General features: G+C 66.6%; 16 protein-coding genes. 7 read left to right on the plus strand and 9 right to left on the minus strand.

Annotation, left to right across the window (positions count from 1 at the left end; all coding sequences use genetic code 11):
- Positions 1-37: 37 nt before the first annotated feature.
- The 4 genes from EI982_RS15285 to solA form a co-directional block, all read right to left on the minus strand.
- The gene (locus EI982_RS15285) at positions 38-1909 is read right to left on the minus strand and encodes a BCCT family transporter (protein ID WP_199243658.1); all 1872 of its coding nucleotides are present in this window, start codon (positions 1907-1909) and stop codon (positions 38-40) included.
- Positions 1902-2081: a hypothetical protein gene (locus tag EI982_RS15295; protein WP_157690508.1), complete on the minus strand. Its 180-nt coding sequence runs from the start codon at positions 2079-2081 to the stop codon at positions 1902-1904. The genes EI982_RS15285 and EI982_RS15295 overlap by 8 nt, the downstream gene beginning before the upstream one ends.
- Before the next feature lie 61 nt (positions 2082-2142).
- Positions 2143-4698 carry a GcvT family protein gene (locus EI982_RS15300; RefSeq protein ID WP_157690509.1) on the minus strand — a complete coding sequence of 852 codons (2556 nt, stop codon included), beginning with the start codon at positions 4696-4698 and terminating at the stop codon, positions 2143-2145.
- A gap of 61 nt (positions 4699-4759) precedes the next feature.
- On the minus strand, positions 4760-5908 hold the full coding sequence (gene solA / locus EI982_RS15305; RefSeq protein WP_157690510.1) for an N-methyl-L-tryptophan oxidase: 1149 nt from the start codon (positions 5906-5908) through the stop codon (positions 4760-4762).
- Positions 5909-6086: 178 nt separating this feature from the next.
- Between solA and EI982_RS15310 the strand changes: the two genes are divergently transcribed.
- The 4 genes from EI982_RS15310 (at position 6087) to EI982_RS15325 (ending at position 10023) form a co-directional block, all read left to right on the plus strand.
- A complete protein-coding gene (locus tag EI982_RS15310) occupies positions 6087-7469 on the plus strand; it encodes an aminomethyltransferase family protein (protein WP_157690511.1) in 1383 nt (460 codons plus the stop codon).
- 54 nt (positions 7470-7523) lie between these two features.
- Positions 7524-8372 (plus strand): methylenetetrahydrofolate reductase, encoded by an 849-nt coding sequence (locus EI982_RS15315; RefSeq protein ID WP_199243659.1) that lies wholly within the window; start codon positions 7524-7526, stop codon positions 8370-8372.
- A gap of 164 nt (positions 8373-8536) precedes the next feature.
- Positions 8537-9679, plus strand: a complete 1143-nt coding sequence (locus tag EI982_RS15320) for an aromatic ring-hydroxylating oxygenase subunit alpha (protein ID WP_157690512.1) — start codon at positions 8537-8539, stop codon at positions 9677-9679.
- A complete protein-coding gene (locus EI982_RS15325) occupies positions 9676-10023 on the plus strand; it encodes a hypothetical protein (protein ID WP_157690513.1) in 348 nt (115 codons plus the stop codon). The genes EI982_RS15320 and EI982_RS15325 overlap by 4 nt, the downstream gene beginning before the upstream one ends.
- A 244-nt stretch (positions 10024-10267) precedes the next feature.
- Here EI982_RS15325 and EI982_RS15330 read toward each other — a convergent pair whose 3' ends face one another.
- The 3 genes from EI982_RS15330 to EI982_RS15340 all read right to left on the minus strand — a co-directional run bounded on the left by EI982_RS15330 (position 10268) and on the right by EI982_RS15340 (position 12250).
- Positions 10268-10552, minus strand: coding sequence for a DdfA family disk-determining factor (locus EI982_RS15330; protein ID WP_157690514.1), 285 nt, complete (start codon positions 10550-10552; stop codon positions 10268-10270).
- A 62-nt stretch (positions 10553-10614) separates the two neighbouring features.
- Complete coding sequence (locus tag EI982_RS15335; protein ID WP_157690515.1) at positions 10615-11262, minus strand: helix-turn-helix domain-containing protein; 648 nt, start codon at positions 11260-11262, stop codon at positions 10615-10617.
- A gap of 88 nt (positions 11263-11350) precedes the next feature.
- Positions 11351-12250 carry a fumarylacetoacetate hydrolase family protein gene (locus EI982_RS15340; RefSeq protein ID WP_157690516.1) on the minus strand — a complete coding sequence of 300 codons (900 nt, stop codon included), beginning with the start codon at positions 12248-12250 and terminating at the stop codon, positions 11351-11353.
- A 112-nt stretch (positions 12251-12362) separates the two neighbouring features.
- On the opposite strand from EI982_RS15340, the gene EI982_RS15345 reads away from it, so the two are divergent.
- On the plus strand, positions 12363-13406 hold the full coding sequence (locus EI982_RS15345; protein ID WP_157690517.1) for a sodium:calcium antiporter: 1044 nt from the start codon (positions 12363-12365) through the stop codon (positions 13404-13406).
- A gap of 80 nt (positions 13407-13486) precedes the next feature.
- On the opposite strand, the gene EI982_RS15350 is transcribed toward EI982_RS15345, so the two are convergent.
- Positions 13487-14725, minus strand: coding sequence for a sodium:calcium antiporter (locus EI982_RS15350; protein ID WP_157690518.1), 1239 nt, complete (start codon positions 14723-14725; stop codon positions 13487-13489).
- Positions 14726-14965: 240 nt separating this feature from the next.
- Between EI982_RS15350 and EI982_RS15355 the strand changes: the two genes are divergently transcribed.
- Positions 14966-16126 carry a sodium:calcium antiporter gene (locus EI982_RS15355; protein ID WP_157690519.1) on the plus strand — a complete coding sequence of 387 codons (1161 nt, stop codon included), beginning with the start codon at positions 14966-14968 and terminating at the stop codon, positions 16124-16126.
- On the opposite strand, the gene EI982_RS15360 is transcribed toward EI982_RS15355, so the two are convergent.
- Entirely contained in the window at positions 16123-16404 is a 282-nt protein-coding gene (locus tag EI982_RS15360) for an ArsR/SmtB family transcription factor (protein WP_157690520.1), read from the minus strand. The two genes, EI982_RS15355 and EI982_RS15360, sit on opposite strands and share 4 nt — an antisense overlap.
- 56 nt (positions 16405-16460) lie before the next feature.
- Between EI982_RS15360 and EI982_RS15365 the strand changes: the two genes are divergently transcribed.
- Positions 16461-16751 carry an amphi-Trp domain-containing protein gene (locus tag EI982_RS15365; RefSeq protein WP_157690521.1) on the plus strand — a complete coding sequence of 97 codons (291 nt, stop codon included), beginning with the start codon at positions 16461-16463 and terminating at the stop codon, positions 16749-16751.
- Positions 16752-16778: the final 27 nt, after the last annotated feature.

Here is a 16778-nt window from a genome sequence, read left to right on the forward strand (position 1 = left end):
ACGCCGGTGCCGAGGCGGTCCGGCCGAGGGGCGGCCGTCAGTCGCTGCTTGCGGCGTCGTCGCCCTCCCTGACGTCCGTCACCATCTCGTCGCCGGCGGTCACCACGTCGACGTTCTCGCGGTCGGAGAGTTCTTCGATGGTCTCGGCGAACTCCTCGGATTCGAGGATCTCGTACTCGTTGCTGAGCCCGAGGTAGACGGTGTAACACATGAGACAGAGGATGAAGGCGAAGGGGAGGCCGGTGGTGATCGCGGCCGTCTGCAGGGCGGTCAGTCCGCCGCCGATCAGCAGCACCGACGCCACGGCACCCTCGGTGACCGCCCAGAAGACACGCTGGGCCTTCGGCACGTCGTGTTTGCCACCGGAGGTCAGGTGGTCGATGACGAGCGATCCGGAGTCCGAGGAGGTGACGAAGAAGGTGATCACCAGCAGCGTCGCCAGCAGCCCCGAGACGATGCCGAGCGGGTACTGGTTCAGCGTGATGAACATCCCCAGGGTCTCGAAGGCGCCGTAGCCCAGTTCGGTGTACTGGGTCTGGACGGCACCGCCGCCGAGCGCGCTGTTCAGCGCGCTGCCGCCGAACGTCGAGAGCCAGATGGTCGAGAACAGCGAGGGCAGGAACAGCACGCCGAGCACGAACTGGCGGATGGTGCGCCCCTTCGAGATGCGGGCGATGAACATCCCGACGAAGGGCGACCACGCGATCCACCAGCCCCAGTAGAAGACGGTCCACCCGGTCGGCGTCCCGTTGGCCGCGGGGGAGAGCGTGCCGGTGAAGAAGCCGAGTCCGAGGATGTTCTGGAAGTACGCGCCCAGGCCCTCGACCCAGGTCCCCAGGATGAACACCGTCGGGCCGACGAGCAACAGGAACCCGAGCAGGGCGAACATCAGGTAGAGGTTGATGGTGCTCAGGCGCTTGACGCCGCCGTCGAGACCCGCCGCGACCGAGAGCGTGGCGATGGCCGTGATGCCGGCGATGAGCAACACCTGCGGGGTCGTTCCGGTGGGAACGTCCGCGACACCGAGCATCCCGCTGCCGAAGACGTAGGAGAGCCCGCTGTTCACCTGTGCGACCCCCAGCCCCAGCGACGTCGAGAGGCCAAAGAGCGTCGCGAACACCGTCACGAGGTCGATGACGTGGCCCGGCCACCCGTAGATCCGGTCGCCGAGCAGCGGCCAGAAGATCGACCGGAAGGTGAGCGGGAGCCCGCGGTTAAACGAGAAGAACGCGAGGCCGAGGCCGACGAGGCCGTAGACGGCCCACGGATGGAAGCCCCAGTGGAAGAACGTCTGGGCCATCGCGGCCGCGGCGGCGGCGCCGGTACCGGCCTCGGCGCCGAAGTAGGACGGCGGCGTGTTGAAGTAGAACATCGGCTCGGTGACGCTGAAGAACATGAGGCCGATCCCCATCCCGGCGCTGAACAGCATCGCCATCCACGAGAAGTCGCTGAACTCCTTCTCGGCCTCGACGCCGCCGATCCTGATCTTGCCGTACTTGCTGAACGCGAAAAAGAGGAGGACGACGATGAAGAGGTTCACCGCGAGCAGGTAGAACCAGCCGAAGTTGGTGCCGATGAAGTTGAAGATGACGTTGTACGCGTCGTTGGCCGTCTGGTACACGACGACGCCGTCCTGGATCTGTCGAAGGACCTCCCAGCCGTTCTCCTGGGCCGTCTCCTGGGTGACGACCATCGTCCACCCGAACGCCTGCGCGAGCGTTCGGAAGAAGACGGTGATCGCGATGAAGAGGGCGATGATCACCAGCGCGACCGGGAAGACGACGGGGTGGATGTCGAAGCCGAGCGCCTGGATGTTGGTGTCGCCGGGTTCGCGGTCCGAGTCCGGGTGGAACAGCTCAACCTGTAACCCGTCGGACATCTCGCCGGTCGTCTCGTCCGATTCAGCCATACTGTACCTCCGTCCAGCAGTCGCCGGTCGTCCGTCGTGGGTCGTTCATGGGTCGTGTGCTCGTATCGTCGGTTGTCGTGTTGTCCGCGACCGCTCGGTCGCTCCACCGCCACTCGCGGGGGGTCGTCGGTTCCTGTGCATGGGTAGCTGCACCCATGGCAGTGAGCCACATAGATTGGTTCTCGTTATGTCAGATAAAGCTTGGTGTTCCGTGAAGCGTCGGGTCCCGGGTGTCAGCGCAGGATCTTCTCCCGACCGGGATCGAACAGCGGTTCCTCGCGCACGGTGGCGTCGTACGTCTCCCCTTCGCAGGTGACCCGGACCGCGGTTCCGGGGTCCGCGTGCTCCGTCGGCACGTATGTGTAGGCGATGGAGGCGCCGACGCTGTAGCCGTAGTCGGCGGCCTGGACGTAGCCGAGCGTCTCGCCGTCCTTCGTGACGGGGCGGCCGCTCAGCAGGCGATCCGTCGAGTCGTCGAGCGTGAGCGGGACGATCCGGCTGTCGACGCCCGAGTCGCGACGCTCGGCCAGCGCCGCCTTGCCGACGAAGTCGGTGTCCGTGTCGACGGCGAACTCCAGGCCGGCCGCGACCGGACCGACGTCGGTGTCGATGTCCGTCCCCCAGAGTCGGTAGCCCTTCTCCAGGCGCATCGACTCCAGCGCGCCGCCGCCCATGGGGCGCACGTCGAGGTCCTGTCCCGCCTCCCACAGGACCTCCCAGAGGCGTCCGCCGTACTCAGCGGGCGCCCACAGCTCCCAGCCCAGTTCGCCGACGTAGGACACCCGGAGCGCGAGCACCGGCACCTCGCCGACGTACAGCCGCTTGGCGGAGAAGTAGGGGAACCCCTCGGCCGAGACGTCGGCGTCGGTCACGCGCTGGAGCAGGAGCCGCGATTTCGGTCCCCAGAGCCCGACGGTGGTGCGGGCGCCCTCCTCGACGGTGACCGAGACGGTGTCCGGGGCACGTTCCTTCAGCCAGGCCCCGTGGATGCCCGGGGAGTTGCCGCCGCCGGTGGTCACCACGAACTCGTCGGCGCCGAGCCGGACGACGGTCACGTCCGCGAGGATGTTCCCGCCCTCGTTCAGGAGGAGCGAGTACCGCACCCGCCCCGGGTCGACGTCGACGTCGTTGCTACAGACCCGCTGGAGGAAGTCGGCGGCCCCCGCGCCCTCGACGGCGATGGAACTGAACGACGTCATGTCGAACATGGAGACGTGCTCGCGGGTGTGGAGGTGTTCGGCCCCCTCGATGGGCGAGCGGTTGATCCCCTGCCACCCCTCCTGCTCGGGGATGCGGTCGGCGTAGCGGTCGATCAGGTCGGCGTTCGACTCGTACCACTGGGCGGACTCCCAGCCGCCGCTCTGGACGAACTCGGCGCCGAGTTCCTCCTGCCGACGGTGGAAAGGACTCCGCCGGAGGCCGCGGTGATCGTCGGGTTGCCAGTTGGGTTCGACGATGCTGTACACCTGGCGGTACCGCGTGCCCCCCCGGTCGACGAAGTAGCGTTTGCTGCCGGCGTGGGGTGCGAACCGGTTCACGTGGATGGCGCCCGTGTCGACGGGGCCGTCGGGAAGCTTCGGCACGCCCGTCTCCATCCACTCCGCGAGTATCCTCCCGTACCCGCCGGAGTGGGTCCACCAGATGGCGAGCCCGGTCCACAGGTCGTCGACGGCGGCCGTCTCGCCCAGCACCGGCATCCCGTCGGGGGTGAACACGAAGATGCCGTTCTCGGTCGCCGAGAAGTCGACCCCCTCGGTGACCGGGAGCAGTTCCTCGAAGGCCCGCTTCGGCGACGTGTCGCGGTCGGGGTGGGTCGCCCGCTCCCAGTGTTCGTCGGTGAAGTCGTGGACGGAGGCCTGTCGCTCCGCGGTGTTTTCGCCCATGGCGTCGGGGTCGACCGTCAGCGACTCGTGGTTGTACGAGCCGAGGCCGAGCGCGTCGCCGTGGGTGCGGAAGTAAAGCGAGTGGTCCTGGTCGCGCCCGACCGGGCGGCTCGGCGCCTTGCCCATCGCGTCGGCGATGCGGCGGTCGCCGGGCACCTCCAGGTCCGCGGTGTCGACGCGGGTCGCGGGGTCCGCGCCGGCGAGGTCGGCAAGCGGCTCGGTGACCGCGTACTGGTGTTCGACCGGAGCGATCGGCAGGTCGAGGCCGGCGAGCTTGCCGGTCTTGTAGCCCCAGTTGTTCGTCGCGAGCACACAGCGGTCACAGGCGATGGTCCCCCGGTCGGTCTCGACGGCGGTCACCTCGCCGCCGGTCACGTCGAGGTCGGTCACCGCCGTGTGCCCGTAGAAGTCCGCGTCGGACTCCTCGATGTACCACTGTAGGGCGGCGACGCCGTCGACTCGGCCGTCGGTCGGCGAGTAGTAGCCGCCGCGGATGGCGTCCTCGTTCACCAGCGGGAGGTAGTCGGTCACCTCCGCGGGGGTCAGTAGTTGCGGGTCTGGGAGGCCGTAGGCGGTGGCGTGTTCGACCCGCCGCTGGAGGAAGTCCATCCGCTCTTCCGATCGTGCGACCTCGATGCCGCCGACTTCGTCGTAGACGCCGGCGTCGGAGAGCAGACGACTGGTGTAGTGGGCCGTCTTCGTCATGAGCTTCGACGGCGACGTCTGGAACATGATACCGGGCGCGTGCGTCGACGATCCGCCGGTGACCGGCAGCGGGCCCTGATCGACGACGACGACGTCCTCGGCGCCGAGCGCCGAGAGGTGGTACGCGACGCTGCAGCCGACCGCGCCGGCCCCGACGACGACGGTCCGTGCCGACTCCGGGAGTGAGGTATCCGCACTCATGGAACGTCCCGTACGTCTCGCCGAACCGATCAAAAGGTTCCGGGTGCCTCACCTGCGACGTTTAAGCGCGGTCGAACCGGTCGAGACGGAACATCTCGATGGGGTGATCGGTGTCGCCGTCGGCCGCCAGATCCGCGAGGATCTCGCCGATGACGGTCGCGAACTTGAAGCCGTGGCCGGAGAAGCCCGCGCCGACGGTCACCTGGGGGTGATCCGGTAGTCGGTCGAGGATGAAATGTTCGTCGGGGGAGTTGGTGAACATGCAGGTGGCGAGGCTCATCGTCGGCCCGGCGGCCTTCGGGAAGTACTTCTCGGTGAAGTCGCGGAGGACCACCTCGTCCTGTGGCTGGGGGTCGGTGTCGTAGTCGTCAGGGTCGACCGCCTCGTCGAGGTGGTGGTACTTGCCGAGTTTGAACCCCGGCACGTCGTAGATGGGGAGACCGTAGAACCGTCCCTCCGGCGTCTCGATGTTCCAGACCGGGAGGTTGTCGGGTTCGAACAGCGACGGGGTCTCGGGCTGGAACCACGCGAGCACCTGTCGCTCGGGCACCGCCAGCCCGGAGAGGGCGTCCGCGAGTTTGTAGTTCCACGCGCCCGCCGCGAGGACGAGCCGATCCGCCTCGTAGGTGTCCCGGTCGGTCCAGACGCGGACGCCGCCGTCCGGCGTCGGTGCCCAGTCGTAGACGCCCTCGCGGGCACGGATCTCGGCACCCCGCGCCTGGGCGGCCTCGGTGTGGCCCACGATGGACTGCTCCGGGACGACGAAGCCCCCGTCCTCCTGGTAGACCGCCCGGTAGTCCGCGGGGAGGTCGTAGCCCGGGAACCGCTCGTTACACTCCGCCCCCGTCAACACCTCGTGGGGGATGTCGTGCTCCTCACAGGAGCGGCGCGACCCCTCGAACACCTCGTTGCCCTGCGGGGCCGCGTCGATTGACCCGGTCCGGTGGATCACCGGCCGCCCCGTCTCGTCGGCCAGGTCGTCCCAGAGCTCGTACGCCCGTTCGATCAGCGGGATGTACGAGGGGTGTTCGTAGTACGCCCGCCGGATGATGCGGGTGATGCCGTGGGAGGAACCGTTGGTGTGAGGGATGTCGTACCGCTCCAGTCCTAGCACGTCGACCCCCCGGTCGGCTAAGTGGTACGCAGTCGCGCTGCCCATGCCGCCGACGCCGACGACGATGACGTCGCGCCGCTCGTCGTTCGAACTCATACGCCCGGGTTCGAAGGGGAGTGTCTTGACGCTTTGGCTCGGTCGTACGGAACGAGAACGTCCTCTAATTAACAATACTATATCTGTTAACAGAAGATGCCGCTCGGCGGATCCCTCTTATACGCCCGAGATAGCTGAGGTGTATCCTTATGCGTCCGGAGACCAACGTTTACGATCGATGACAGACGACCACTCCTCGGCCGACGCCCACCCGAACCACCCGGAGATCGATCAGTCGGATCGGACGCTGCCACGGAACCTACGACAGACCGGCGATCCGGGCATCGAGATGCTCGTCTCGACGCGGGTCCGGAAGTCGCCCTTTTTCCACAAGTCGTTCAACGAGGAGGGGGCGTGGCGCTGTACGGTCTACAACCGGATCTACCATCCGCGCGGCCTCGTCGAGCCGGAAGACGGCGGCGCGATGAAGGAGTACGAGGCGCTGACCGAGAGCGTGACCCTGTGGGACGTCGCGGTGGAGCGACAGATCCGCGTCAAGGGACCGGACGCGGAGGCGCTCACCAACCACCTCATCACGCGCGACGCGACGGAGATCGACCCGATGCACGGGAAGTACGTCATCCTCTGTAACGAGGACGGCGGCATCCTGAACGACCCGATCCTCCTGCGGATCGCGGAGGACGAGTTCTGGTTCTCCATCTCCGATTCGACGCTCATGCAGTGGATCCAGGGTGTCAACGTCGGGATGGACTTCGACGTGGAGATCGACGAGATCGACGTCGCGCCGATGCAGATCCAGGGACCGCTCTCCGAGGACGTGATGGTCGAGGTCGTCGGCGACGAGGTGAGCGACATCCCCTACTACGGGCTGATGGAGGCGGAGATCGACGGCTGTCCGGTGTTGGTGAGCCAGACCGGCTTCTCCGGCGAGAAGGGCTTCGAGATCTACGTCCAGGACGCGAGCGAGAACGCCGAGCGCGTCTGGGACCCCGTGATGGAGACGGTGAAGGCCCACGGCGGTCGACAGATCGCCCCCGGTCACCACCGCCGGATCGCGGCCGGCATCCTCTCGTGGGGGCAGGACATGGATCACGAGACCTCGCCGTTCCAGGTCAACCTCGGCTACCAGGTCCCCGACGACAAGGACGCAGACTACGTCGGCAAGGCGGAACTCGAACGCCAGAAGGAGCTGATCGAGAACGGCGAGTACCCCTTCAACCTCAAGCTGGTCGGCCTGAAGATCGCCGGCGAGCCGATCCGTGAGTACGCGCCGGACTTCTGGATCATCTCGGATCCCGACACGGGCCAGGAGTGTGGCTACATGACTTCGCCGTGGTGGAACCCCGACCTCGAGACGAACATCGGACTCGGGTTCGTGCCCGCGGAGAAGCTACAGTCCGAGACCGACGCGCTCCTGAACGACGAGATCTACGAGGAGGACCTCGATCTGGAGTTCGCGGTCCATCTGCCCGACGAGTACGCCGAGGAGTCTGGCGAGCCCGCGTACGCGACGGTCGCGGAGGTCCCGTTCAAGGAGTCGGTCAACCCGAGCGCCCGCGAGCAGGCGAAGCTGAACGCCCGCCAGGACTCCGAGAACTGATCTCCCGACAGCCATAACCGCCAGCCGACCCAACCCCCGACGCCCGGATTCGACATGTCTCTCACCACACACCCGGACGACGCATCGAGCCTGCTGGCCGATCCCCGCTTCGAGCTGATGCCCTTCGACAGCTTCGAGGGGCAGATGGAACGACTTCCCGATGGCGCCGAGATCGCGGTCACCGCCTCGCCACAGCTCGGCCTCGACGCGACGGTGGAGTGGTCGGAGCGGGCGGCGGCCCGCGGCTACGACCCCATCCCCCACGTCGCCGCACGCTACGTGCGCGACGGGGATCACCTCGACGAGGTCGCCGGCCGACTCGCCGACGCGGGTATCAGCGATATCTTCGTGCCGGGCGGGGACCGCGAGGACCCGATCGGCGAGTTCGAATCGGCTCACGACCTCCTCGTGGCGCTCGAGGACCTCGGCTACGCCTTCGAGGAGGTCGGCATCACCGGCTACCCCGAGGGACACGACTTCCTCGACGATCGGACGCTGGCCGAGGCCATGGAGCGGAAGGCTCCCCACGCGACGTATCTCACGACGCAACTCTGTTACGACCCCGAGGCGGTCCGGCGGTGGATCGAGACGGTTCGGGACCGCGGGATCGACCTCCCCGTCGAGGTCGGCATCCCCGGCGTGATGAAGTATCAGCGCCTGCTGAGCATCTCACAGAAGGTCGGCGTCGGGGATTCGGTGCGCTTCCTCCGGAAGACCAGCGGGATCGTGGGGTTCGTCCGCCAACTCGTCGGGTCGCGCGGGAAGTACACCCCAGACGACCTGGTCGACGGACTGGCACCGTACGCCGCCGACCCCGACTACGGCATCCGGGGGCTCCACATCTACACCTTCAACCAGGTGGACGACACCGAAACGTGGCGCCGCAGCCGAATCGACGGGTGACGAACCGAACGCCTTACGACCGACCGAACAGTCGCTTTTCGACTGAATATCGAACGAACCGTCGCTGCGATACCGTGTTGCTGTAATAACACGAATCGGGTACTTAAGCACCTCACGTGAGACAGGTTAGGGACTTTGGGGTCCCGCCGTCGACGTGTCGGTACATGACACGGTGGAACGAGGACGTCGACGAGGTGCAGGCCGTGAGCCCCGATATCACCGACGAGACGAACGCCCTGCCGGCGAAATACTTCACCGACCCCGACGTGTGGGAGATGGAGAAAGAGAAAGTGTTCTCCCGGTACTGGGTGTACGCCGGCCACGAGAACTGCATCCCCGACGCCGGCGATTACTTCACCCGCACCGTCGGCGACAAGCAGGTGATCGTCGCCCGCGACGAGGACGGCGACGTGCGCGCGTTCTACAACGTCTGTGCGCACCGCGGGTCGAAGATGGTCGCGGACACGCCGATGACCGACCCCGGGAACATGGGTCGGATCCAGTGTCCGTACCACCTCTGGACGTACGACCTCGACGGGGACCTGCGGAGCACGCCGCGGAGCTTCGAGGAGGCGAGTCTCAACCCGGACCTCGACGATTCGGACGTGGCCGGCCTCAACCCCGACGAGAACGGGTTACTGGAGGTCCGGACCGACAGCATCGGGCCGCTGGTCTTCCTGAACTTCGCCGACGATCCGCCGCTCTCCCTCGCCGAACAGGCCGGGAAGCTGAAGACGCGTCTGGAGTCCCTGCCGCTCGAGGAGTACCAGCACGCCCGCCGGTACGTCTCGGAGGTGGCGTGCAACTGGAAGACCTTCGGGGGGAACTACTCGGAGTGTGACCACTGCCAAGCGAACCACCAGGACTGGATCACGGGCATCCAGCTCGACGAGTCGGCGCTGGAGGTCAACGACTACCACTGGGTGCTCCACTACACCCACGAGGAGGACGTCGAGGACGAACTCCGCATCCACGACGAACACGAGGCACAGTTCCACTACTTCTGGCCCAACTTCACCGTCAACATGTACGGTACCGCCGACGGCTACGGCACCTACATCATCGACCCCATCGACGAGGAGCGCTTCCAGTTGATCGCGGACTACTACTTCGCGGAGCCGGAGCTCACCGAGGCCGAAGAGGAGTTCGTCCGGACCAGCCGCCAGCTCCAGGAGGAGGACTTCGAACTGGTCGAACGCCAGTACGAGGGGCTCCGGTCCGGCGCGCTCGGACAGGGACAGCTCGGCCCGAACGAACACACCCTCCACCGCTTCCACCGGCTCGCCCAGGAGGCCTACAACGCGTGACGGCCGACGACGTCCCGTTCGTGGCGTGCTGTCCGGATTGCACCGAGCGGACGACGGCGACCGACCCGAACGAGGTGGTGGCCTTCTACCGCCGCCACCACGCGGTCACCGGCCACGACGTGTCGTGGGAGCGGACGCCACCGCTCGCCGCCGACGTCCCCGCCGACCCCGACGTCGACGCCGTCGTCGCTGCGCTGGGTGACCCCGACGTCGCCCTCGGTGCCGTCAGCGCGGCCGCGAGCGAGTGGGGCTGGACCGTCGGCGAGACGCTCGATGCGGTCCACGACCGGCGGCTGACCGGTGCCCTCTGGGAGCCACGTGACGACCACGTCGCCCTCGTCTGACCGGAACTACCAAATTATATATACTCATCCTGAGCCGATAGGTTACCGATAGCCCATCGACGGCGGAGGAAACATTCGGCTAACGGAACACGAAACGCAGTTCACACCGAGAACAGTCGAGTCATATTCACTTTTAGACGGAATGGTACAACGAATCTTGTCTCCACTGTGACGGCGACTCGCGGGACGCCGTATCAATACGTAGAATATTAGGTATTAATATATGTTATTCGAACTATTTCGATCACTCCGTCTCGCGCAGGAACACGGTGCCGGTGCTCCGGACGACGACGGCGAAGCCGCCGTAGGTGAAGGTGAGACAGCCGTCGGGTGGTCGCTCGTCGCCCGCCGTGTTCCACAGTCCGTCGAGGGCGGCCACGTTGATTCGGGAGTCGAGCGGTGGGAGGTCCTCCGGATCGGTGTCCGCGAGCGCGGCGACGGCGTCGACGAGGGTGTCACTCAGGGGGCCGTCCGTCCTGTCGTGGTGCACGTGGTGGATCCGCTCGGGATCCGTGGTAGCAGTGCTCATGGGCGAAGATGTTCGAGCAGCCCGTTGACTCTGCGGGTGTCTCACCTGTGGCGTTTATGAGGTCACTCGTCCGACAGGAGCGTCCGCTCGATGAGCCGCGAGGTTCCGCGTCGGATGCGGCCGCCGACGGCCGTCGGGGAGATACCGAGTTCGTCCGCCAGTTCCTGTAGCGAGGTGTCGCGGGGTTCCTCGAAGTAGCCGGCCTCGTAGGCGGTCACCAGCGTCTCGCGCTGGGGGTCGGTGAGCCCCACCCCGTCGTCGACGGCGAACTCGTCGAGGCTGTAGATGTGGTCGATCCGGAAGTCGATACCCTCGCGGTCGCAGTACTCCCAGATCGTGCTCAGCGTCTCCCGGTCCGGGAGCTGTAACCGGACCGACCACCCGGTGTCGGTGCTCTCGGCTTCGAGGGTGAGACCGCCCATCTCGGTCGTGATGGGCGAGACGAGCTTCGTCCCCGGGGTGTGCTGGAGTCGGTAGATCCGGGTCGTCGACGCTTCGGCGATCAGCGTCGACTCTTCGACGGTGTGGTCGCGGCCGAGTGCCGCCTCGAACGTCCGGAAGGAGTCGGATTCGACGAGAAAGAAGAACATCCCCGTTTCGGGGTCGGTCGCCGTGTGGGAGACTACCTGGATCGACGCCGCCGTCTCGCGGACGGTGGGCGCGAGCGCCAGGTCCGGGTGATCAATCTCGACGACGGCGATGAGGCTCACCGTACCACCCCGCGTGTCGCGTCCGCGCGGCCGGCGACCCTTCCCCCCACGGGCCCGTGCATATCCTCCCTCGGGTGGCCGATCGACTTTACCGTTGGGGAGACCGGTGGCGACAGACGTTGGTGAGTTCGCCGACGCCTTCGAGGCCGACGGTCACGTGGTCGCCGTCGTCGAGGGAGACCGGCGGGTCGCGGGACGTCCCGACGCCGGGCGGTGTCCCCGTGAACAGGAGGTCGCCGGGATGGAGGGTGAACGCCCGGCTACACGCGGCGAGGAGTTCGTCCAGCCCGAAGATGAAGTTCGCCGTCGTCGAGTCCTGCAGGCGCTCCCCGTCGAGTTCCGTCCAGACGTCGAGGTCGTGGGGGTCGTCGACCTCGTCCAGCGTCACCAGGTCCGGCCCGATCGGGGCGAAGGTGTCGAGACTCTTGCCCCGGACCCACTGCCCGTCGCGCTCCTGGAGGTCGCGGGCGGTCACGTCGTTGCCGACGGTGATCCCGGCGAGGTACTCCCACGCGTCCTCGACCGGGACGTCGCGGGCCTCCCGGCCGACGACGCCGACGAGCTCCGCCTCGTAGTCGACCTGTGAGGTGTACGTCGGATCCCAGGTGACTTCGTCGCCGGGCCCCGTGACCGCCGTCGGGAACTTCGAGAAGAGCACGGGCTCGTCGGGGATCGCCAGGTCCAGTTCCCGCGCGTGGTCCTCGTAGTTCAAGCCCACACAGACGACCTTCCCCGGATCGGTCACCGGGGCGTGCCGGCGACAGTCCTCGCGGGACACCAGCCCCGTCCCGGTCTCGGTGGCGTACGCCACCGCCATCGACGCCTTCTCCGCCCAGTTCCACCGGTCGAGCAGCGACGACAGCCGACGCGGTACGTCGATGCCCGCCGCGTGGCCCGCCGACGCGAGGTCGACCACCGTCTCGTCGTCCACGATCACGCCACACCACGGCCGCTCCGACGCCGACGTACTGAACTGACCCAAGCGCATCGGGCGTAGTATTCCCGCCCCCGATATAAAATCCGCCGACGGGCGGCGTCGACGGCGGGTTGCCGTGTCGCCGGGATTTATGTCGGCCCCTCCGTTTCTCCCTGCAACTCGCATGGTACTCGGACCCTCGGGCGAACTCGTCTCGGTCGTGCTGTTCCTGGTCGGTGTCGCCGTCGTCATCGTCAGCGTCGAGACGTTCATCGAGGCCGTCGCCGAGGGAGCGCTCGCCCTCGGCGTCTCCGGTTTCTTCCTCACCGTCGTCCTCGCGGGGACGGACCTCGAGAACGTGATCCTCGGAGTCGCGGCGGCGTACGACCAGTTGCCCGACCTGGCGCTCGGCACCGTCTTCGGCGAGGCGCTGTTCATCCTCGGGGGGGCCGTCGGCCTCGCCGGCGTGTTGGTCCCCTTCGAGACGGACGTCCCCCGGAACTACCTCGGGATCACCCTCCTCGCTCCGTTTCTCTTCTTCGGCCTCGCGCTCGACGGCACGCTCTCGCGGTTCGACGGCGCCGTCCTCACCGCGACGTTCGTCCCCTACCTCGCCGTCATCTACACGCTCGAACGCTACACCGACACCCGCTATCTCTCGGCGGAGGAAGTCGAGATCATGGAGGACGAGGACCCGGGCATCGACGAGGACGACGAGTGGTTCGACGTCGACCTCGATCTGGACGTCGACGACTTCGTCGAGGAACACGTCCCCGAGCGCCACGAGGGGGCGGCGTTTCTCGGAATCGCCCTCCTCGCCACCGTCGGCATGACCGTCGGCTCCGAGATCGCCGTCGAGGGGGCACAGGGCCTGCTCACTCTCTTGGGCGTGACCGGCCTCGCCTTCGGCGCGACGGTCATGAGCTTCATCGCGTCGCTGGAGGAACTGTTCCTGACGGTCGAACCGGTCCGCCGGGGGCGCCCCCACATCGGCGTCGGCAACGTCGTCGGGAGCATGCTCTTTTTCGTCAGCGCCAACGCGGGGCTGATCGCGCTGGTCCGCCCCCTCGATACCACGGGGGCGGTGATGACCGTCCACTGGCCCTTCTTCTTCGGCACGCTGCTGATCGTCGCCGCCGCCTTCTACCGGGGGAAAGTGGGGCGTCCCACCGGCGTCCTCCTCCTCGGCGCGTACGTCGCCTACTGGGTCGCGAACTACGCGGTATGAGCCCGTTTATTGTGTGTCGGTATCGGTGGTTCGCCGGACCTGACGAACCACCGGTGAACGGTTACGACGATCCGTGTGGCTCACTCCCCGATCGGCACCCCGCTGAACACGACGAGCGCGATCACCCAGTAGGCGACGTAGAGGCCGCCGAGCAGGTAGCCGTGCCAGCGCTTCATCTCCCCTCGGTAGAAGAAGTACGCGGCTAGCGCGGTGACGATGATCATCGCCGGGAGGTGGAAGGTCAGCACGGACGGCGAGATGGCCACCTCGCTGAGGAACATGATGACGCCGATGTTCCCCGTAACCGAGAACAGGACGCTCCCGATGACGTTGCCGACGCCGATCTCGGGGAAGCCCCGGCGGACCGGTTCGATGGTGAGCAGGAGGTCCTCCCCGGTAAGGAGGAGAGTGAGGAAGGTCGCGCCGAAGACCGTCTCCGAGATGCCGAAGCCCTCGATGACGACTTCGGAGCCGCCTTCGAGCAACATGGCGGCGAAGACGATGCCGACGAGCGCGACGATCGAGAGGACGATCCACACGAGTCCGGAGTCGGCCAGGTCGCCGAGGATGCGGTCCTCCGGGATCTCGTCCATCGACTGGGGACGGGCAACGCCGCCGTCCGGCTGCAGGTCCTTCCCGAGTTCCGTGTCACGGAACACCGGAATCTCACGCTGGCGCTCCCGCACGATGAAGTAGCCGAAGGCGAACACGAAGAAGGCCGTCAGGACCAGCCCGTGGACGAACGTCAGCGTTCCGAGCAGGGCGAAGGGAACGAGGATCAGCGGCGAGAGCGCGAAGATGACGACGTAGTCGGTCGGCAGATCGACCGGGAACGGCTTGATGATCGCCGCGAGCGCGAGCGTGATACCGATGATCGCCAGTCCCGTCCCGAGCGCCGTCCCCAGCGCGGCTTCCTCCAGACCGCCGCCCGAGAGCACGAGTGCGAGGATCGTGTCGTCGAACTCGAAGCCGGTGAAGACGATGGCGAGCGCGAACAGCGACATCTTCATGTTGATCGACGCGCGGGCGAGGTAGCTGATCAACTTCTCGGTCGAAGCGGTCAGTAAGAGGATACCACCGAGAAGTATGATGGCCGCCCCGATGGTCCCTTGGGCCTCGATGAAGCCTTCGATGGCGCCTTCGATCCCACCTTCCTCCTCTTCACCTGCTTCGTCCTCCCCGCCCGCTTCCTGTGCGACGGCCGTTCCGACCGGGCCGTCGACGCCGGCGTCCTGAGCGACCGCCGAAGCGGCCGGCGAGGCGACGAGCAACGTCAGGAGCAACACGATGACGACTGGAATCCGTCGATGGCGCGACATTCGACCGTCCGAAGGGGCACCCACGGCTTATACCTCCGTTTCGGGGTAGCTTCCTACGGTGAACGGACCTACAGGGACCGAGTTCGGTGAACGACGGTACACGCGCTCCGAACGGGCGACCGTGGCGCTCGCTCGACTCGAACCGGCGGGACGGGCCGTTTCGATTGCGTGTATAATAATTCAACGTACCCGAGTACACGCAGGGGGACACATAAGAAGGGCCATCCGTAACGGCCGCCGATGATATCCGTGAGCCGTCGGGTGCTCGTCGTACTGGTCGGGGTGCTCCTTCTCTCCGCGGTCGGAACCGGGGTCGTCGCCGCGCAGGAGGGCGACGACCCCGGCGAGGCGGGCGAGGAAGGTGAGCTGCTGGAGGTGTCCGGGTTCGCTGCGGTGGCGACGCTGTTGGTGGGATCGCTCGTCCTGCTGGCGAGCATCGAACTCCTGATCCACGCGTTGATCCGGACGGCGCTCCGGTTCGGCGTCTCGGCGTTCGTCCTCGCGGTGATCTTCTCGGGGTGGGAGTTCGACAACGTCGCCTTCGGGCTGTTCACCGGGTTCGCGGAGATGCAGAACGTCGCGTTCGGCCTCGCCATCGGCAACGCCGTCTCCATTTTCGGCATGACGCTCGCGCTCGGTGCACTCGCCGTCCCGTTCGTCGTCGACGTGCCGAAGGATTACCTCCTGTTGATGGTCGCCTCGCCGGTGTTGCTGGTCCCGCCGCTGTTGTCCGGGACGCTGACGCTCGCCCTCTCGGTCATGCTCATCATGGTCTACGTGATGATCTTCGGATACATCCTCTGGCGGGAGAGCCGGATGGACCGGACCTTCATGGAGTCCGACGAGGTGAAAGACGTCGTCGCGGCGGCCGACGGGCAGGGCGAGGCCGGCGTCCCGTCGTACGTTCCGGGGCCGGTCCGGCGGCTCACGGGACTGAAGTGGTTCTGGCCCGCGATGTTGTTCGTGGCCATCGGCGGCATCGTCGTCGGGGCGGAGGGCGCGGCCACCGGCGTCGAAGGGATCCAGTCGACGTGGAACCTCACGGGGACGTTCGTCGGCGTCACGCTGGTGACGGTGTTGCTCACGCTCGACGACCTGCTCCTGATCGTCGAGCCGCTCCGGCTCGGCTACTACGACGTCGCGGTCGGGGGCGTCATCGGTAGCCTCCTCTTTTTCGTCACCGCCAACGTCGGGATCATCGGACTGGTCGGGACCATCGACTTCCGGTGGGAGACCGTCTTCTTCCACCTCCCGTCGCTGTTCGTGTTCGCCACGCTCTCGGGCTACTTCCTCTGGAAGGGGGAGATGGACCGCCGCCACGGCGCCCTGTTGCTCGGGATGTACGTCCTCTATCTCGCGATCAACGTCCGCTATTTCGCGACGCTCCCCGTCGAGGGCTAGTCGGCCTCCTCGACGTCGTCGGCGTGGAGGAGGAACATGGGATCCGGTTCGGGCGACGCCTGGAGTTCGATGCGCTTGGTCAGCCGGTAGTACTTCCGTCGGCTGGTGCGGTAGCTCTCGACGATGCCCGCCTCCTCCAGCGTCGAGAGGTGGTGGGCGGCGGTCTTGCCGTCCATCCCCACCCGATCGGCGAGTTCTGAGACGTACCGTGGCTCCGTGGCCAACTCCCGGATGATCTGCAGGCGCGCCTTGCTGCCGAGAACGTCGAACAGGGACATCGATCGTCGGCCCTTGGGACGCACACTATTTTACCCCTCTCCTCTATAGCTTCCCCATGGCCGACCTGCCGGACGCGAACGACGGGCCACGAACCGTCTCCGACGGCTACTTCGAGCGGGAGGTTCGCCTCTCCCGGGAGTCGACGGCGGCGTTCCTGCGTGACCTCGCCGATCAGATCGAATCGGAGCCACGACTCACCATCTCGACCGACGAGTGGGAGATTCCCTTCGAGTTCGACGAACCCATCGAGGTGGAAGTCGAGTTCGTCGGCGAGACCCACCGCCAACTGGAACTGGAGTTGGAGTTCGAGTGGTCGCCGCCCGAGGACAAGATCGGAGTCAACTGATAAACATTCCTCCGGAATTTTTATCCC

This window comes from Haloplanus salinarum (assembly GCF_009762275.1).
In the GTDB taxonomy this organism is placed as follows: domain Archaea; phylum Halobacteriota; class Halobacteria; order Halobacteriales; family Haloferacaceae; genus Haloplanus; species Haloplanus salinarum.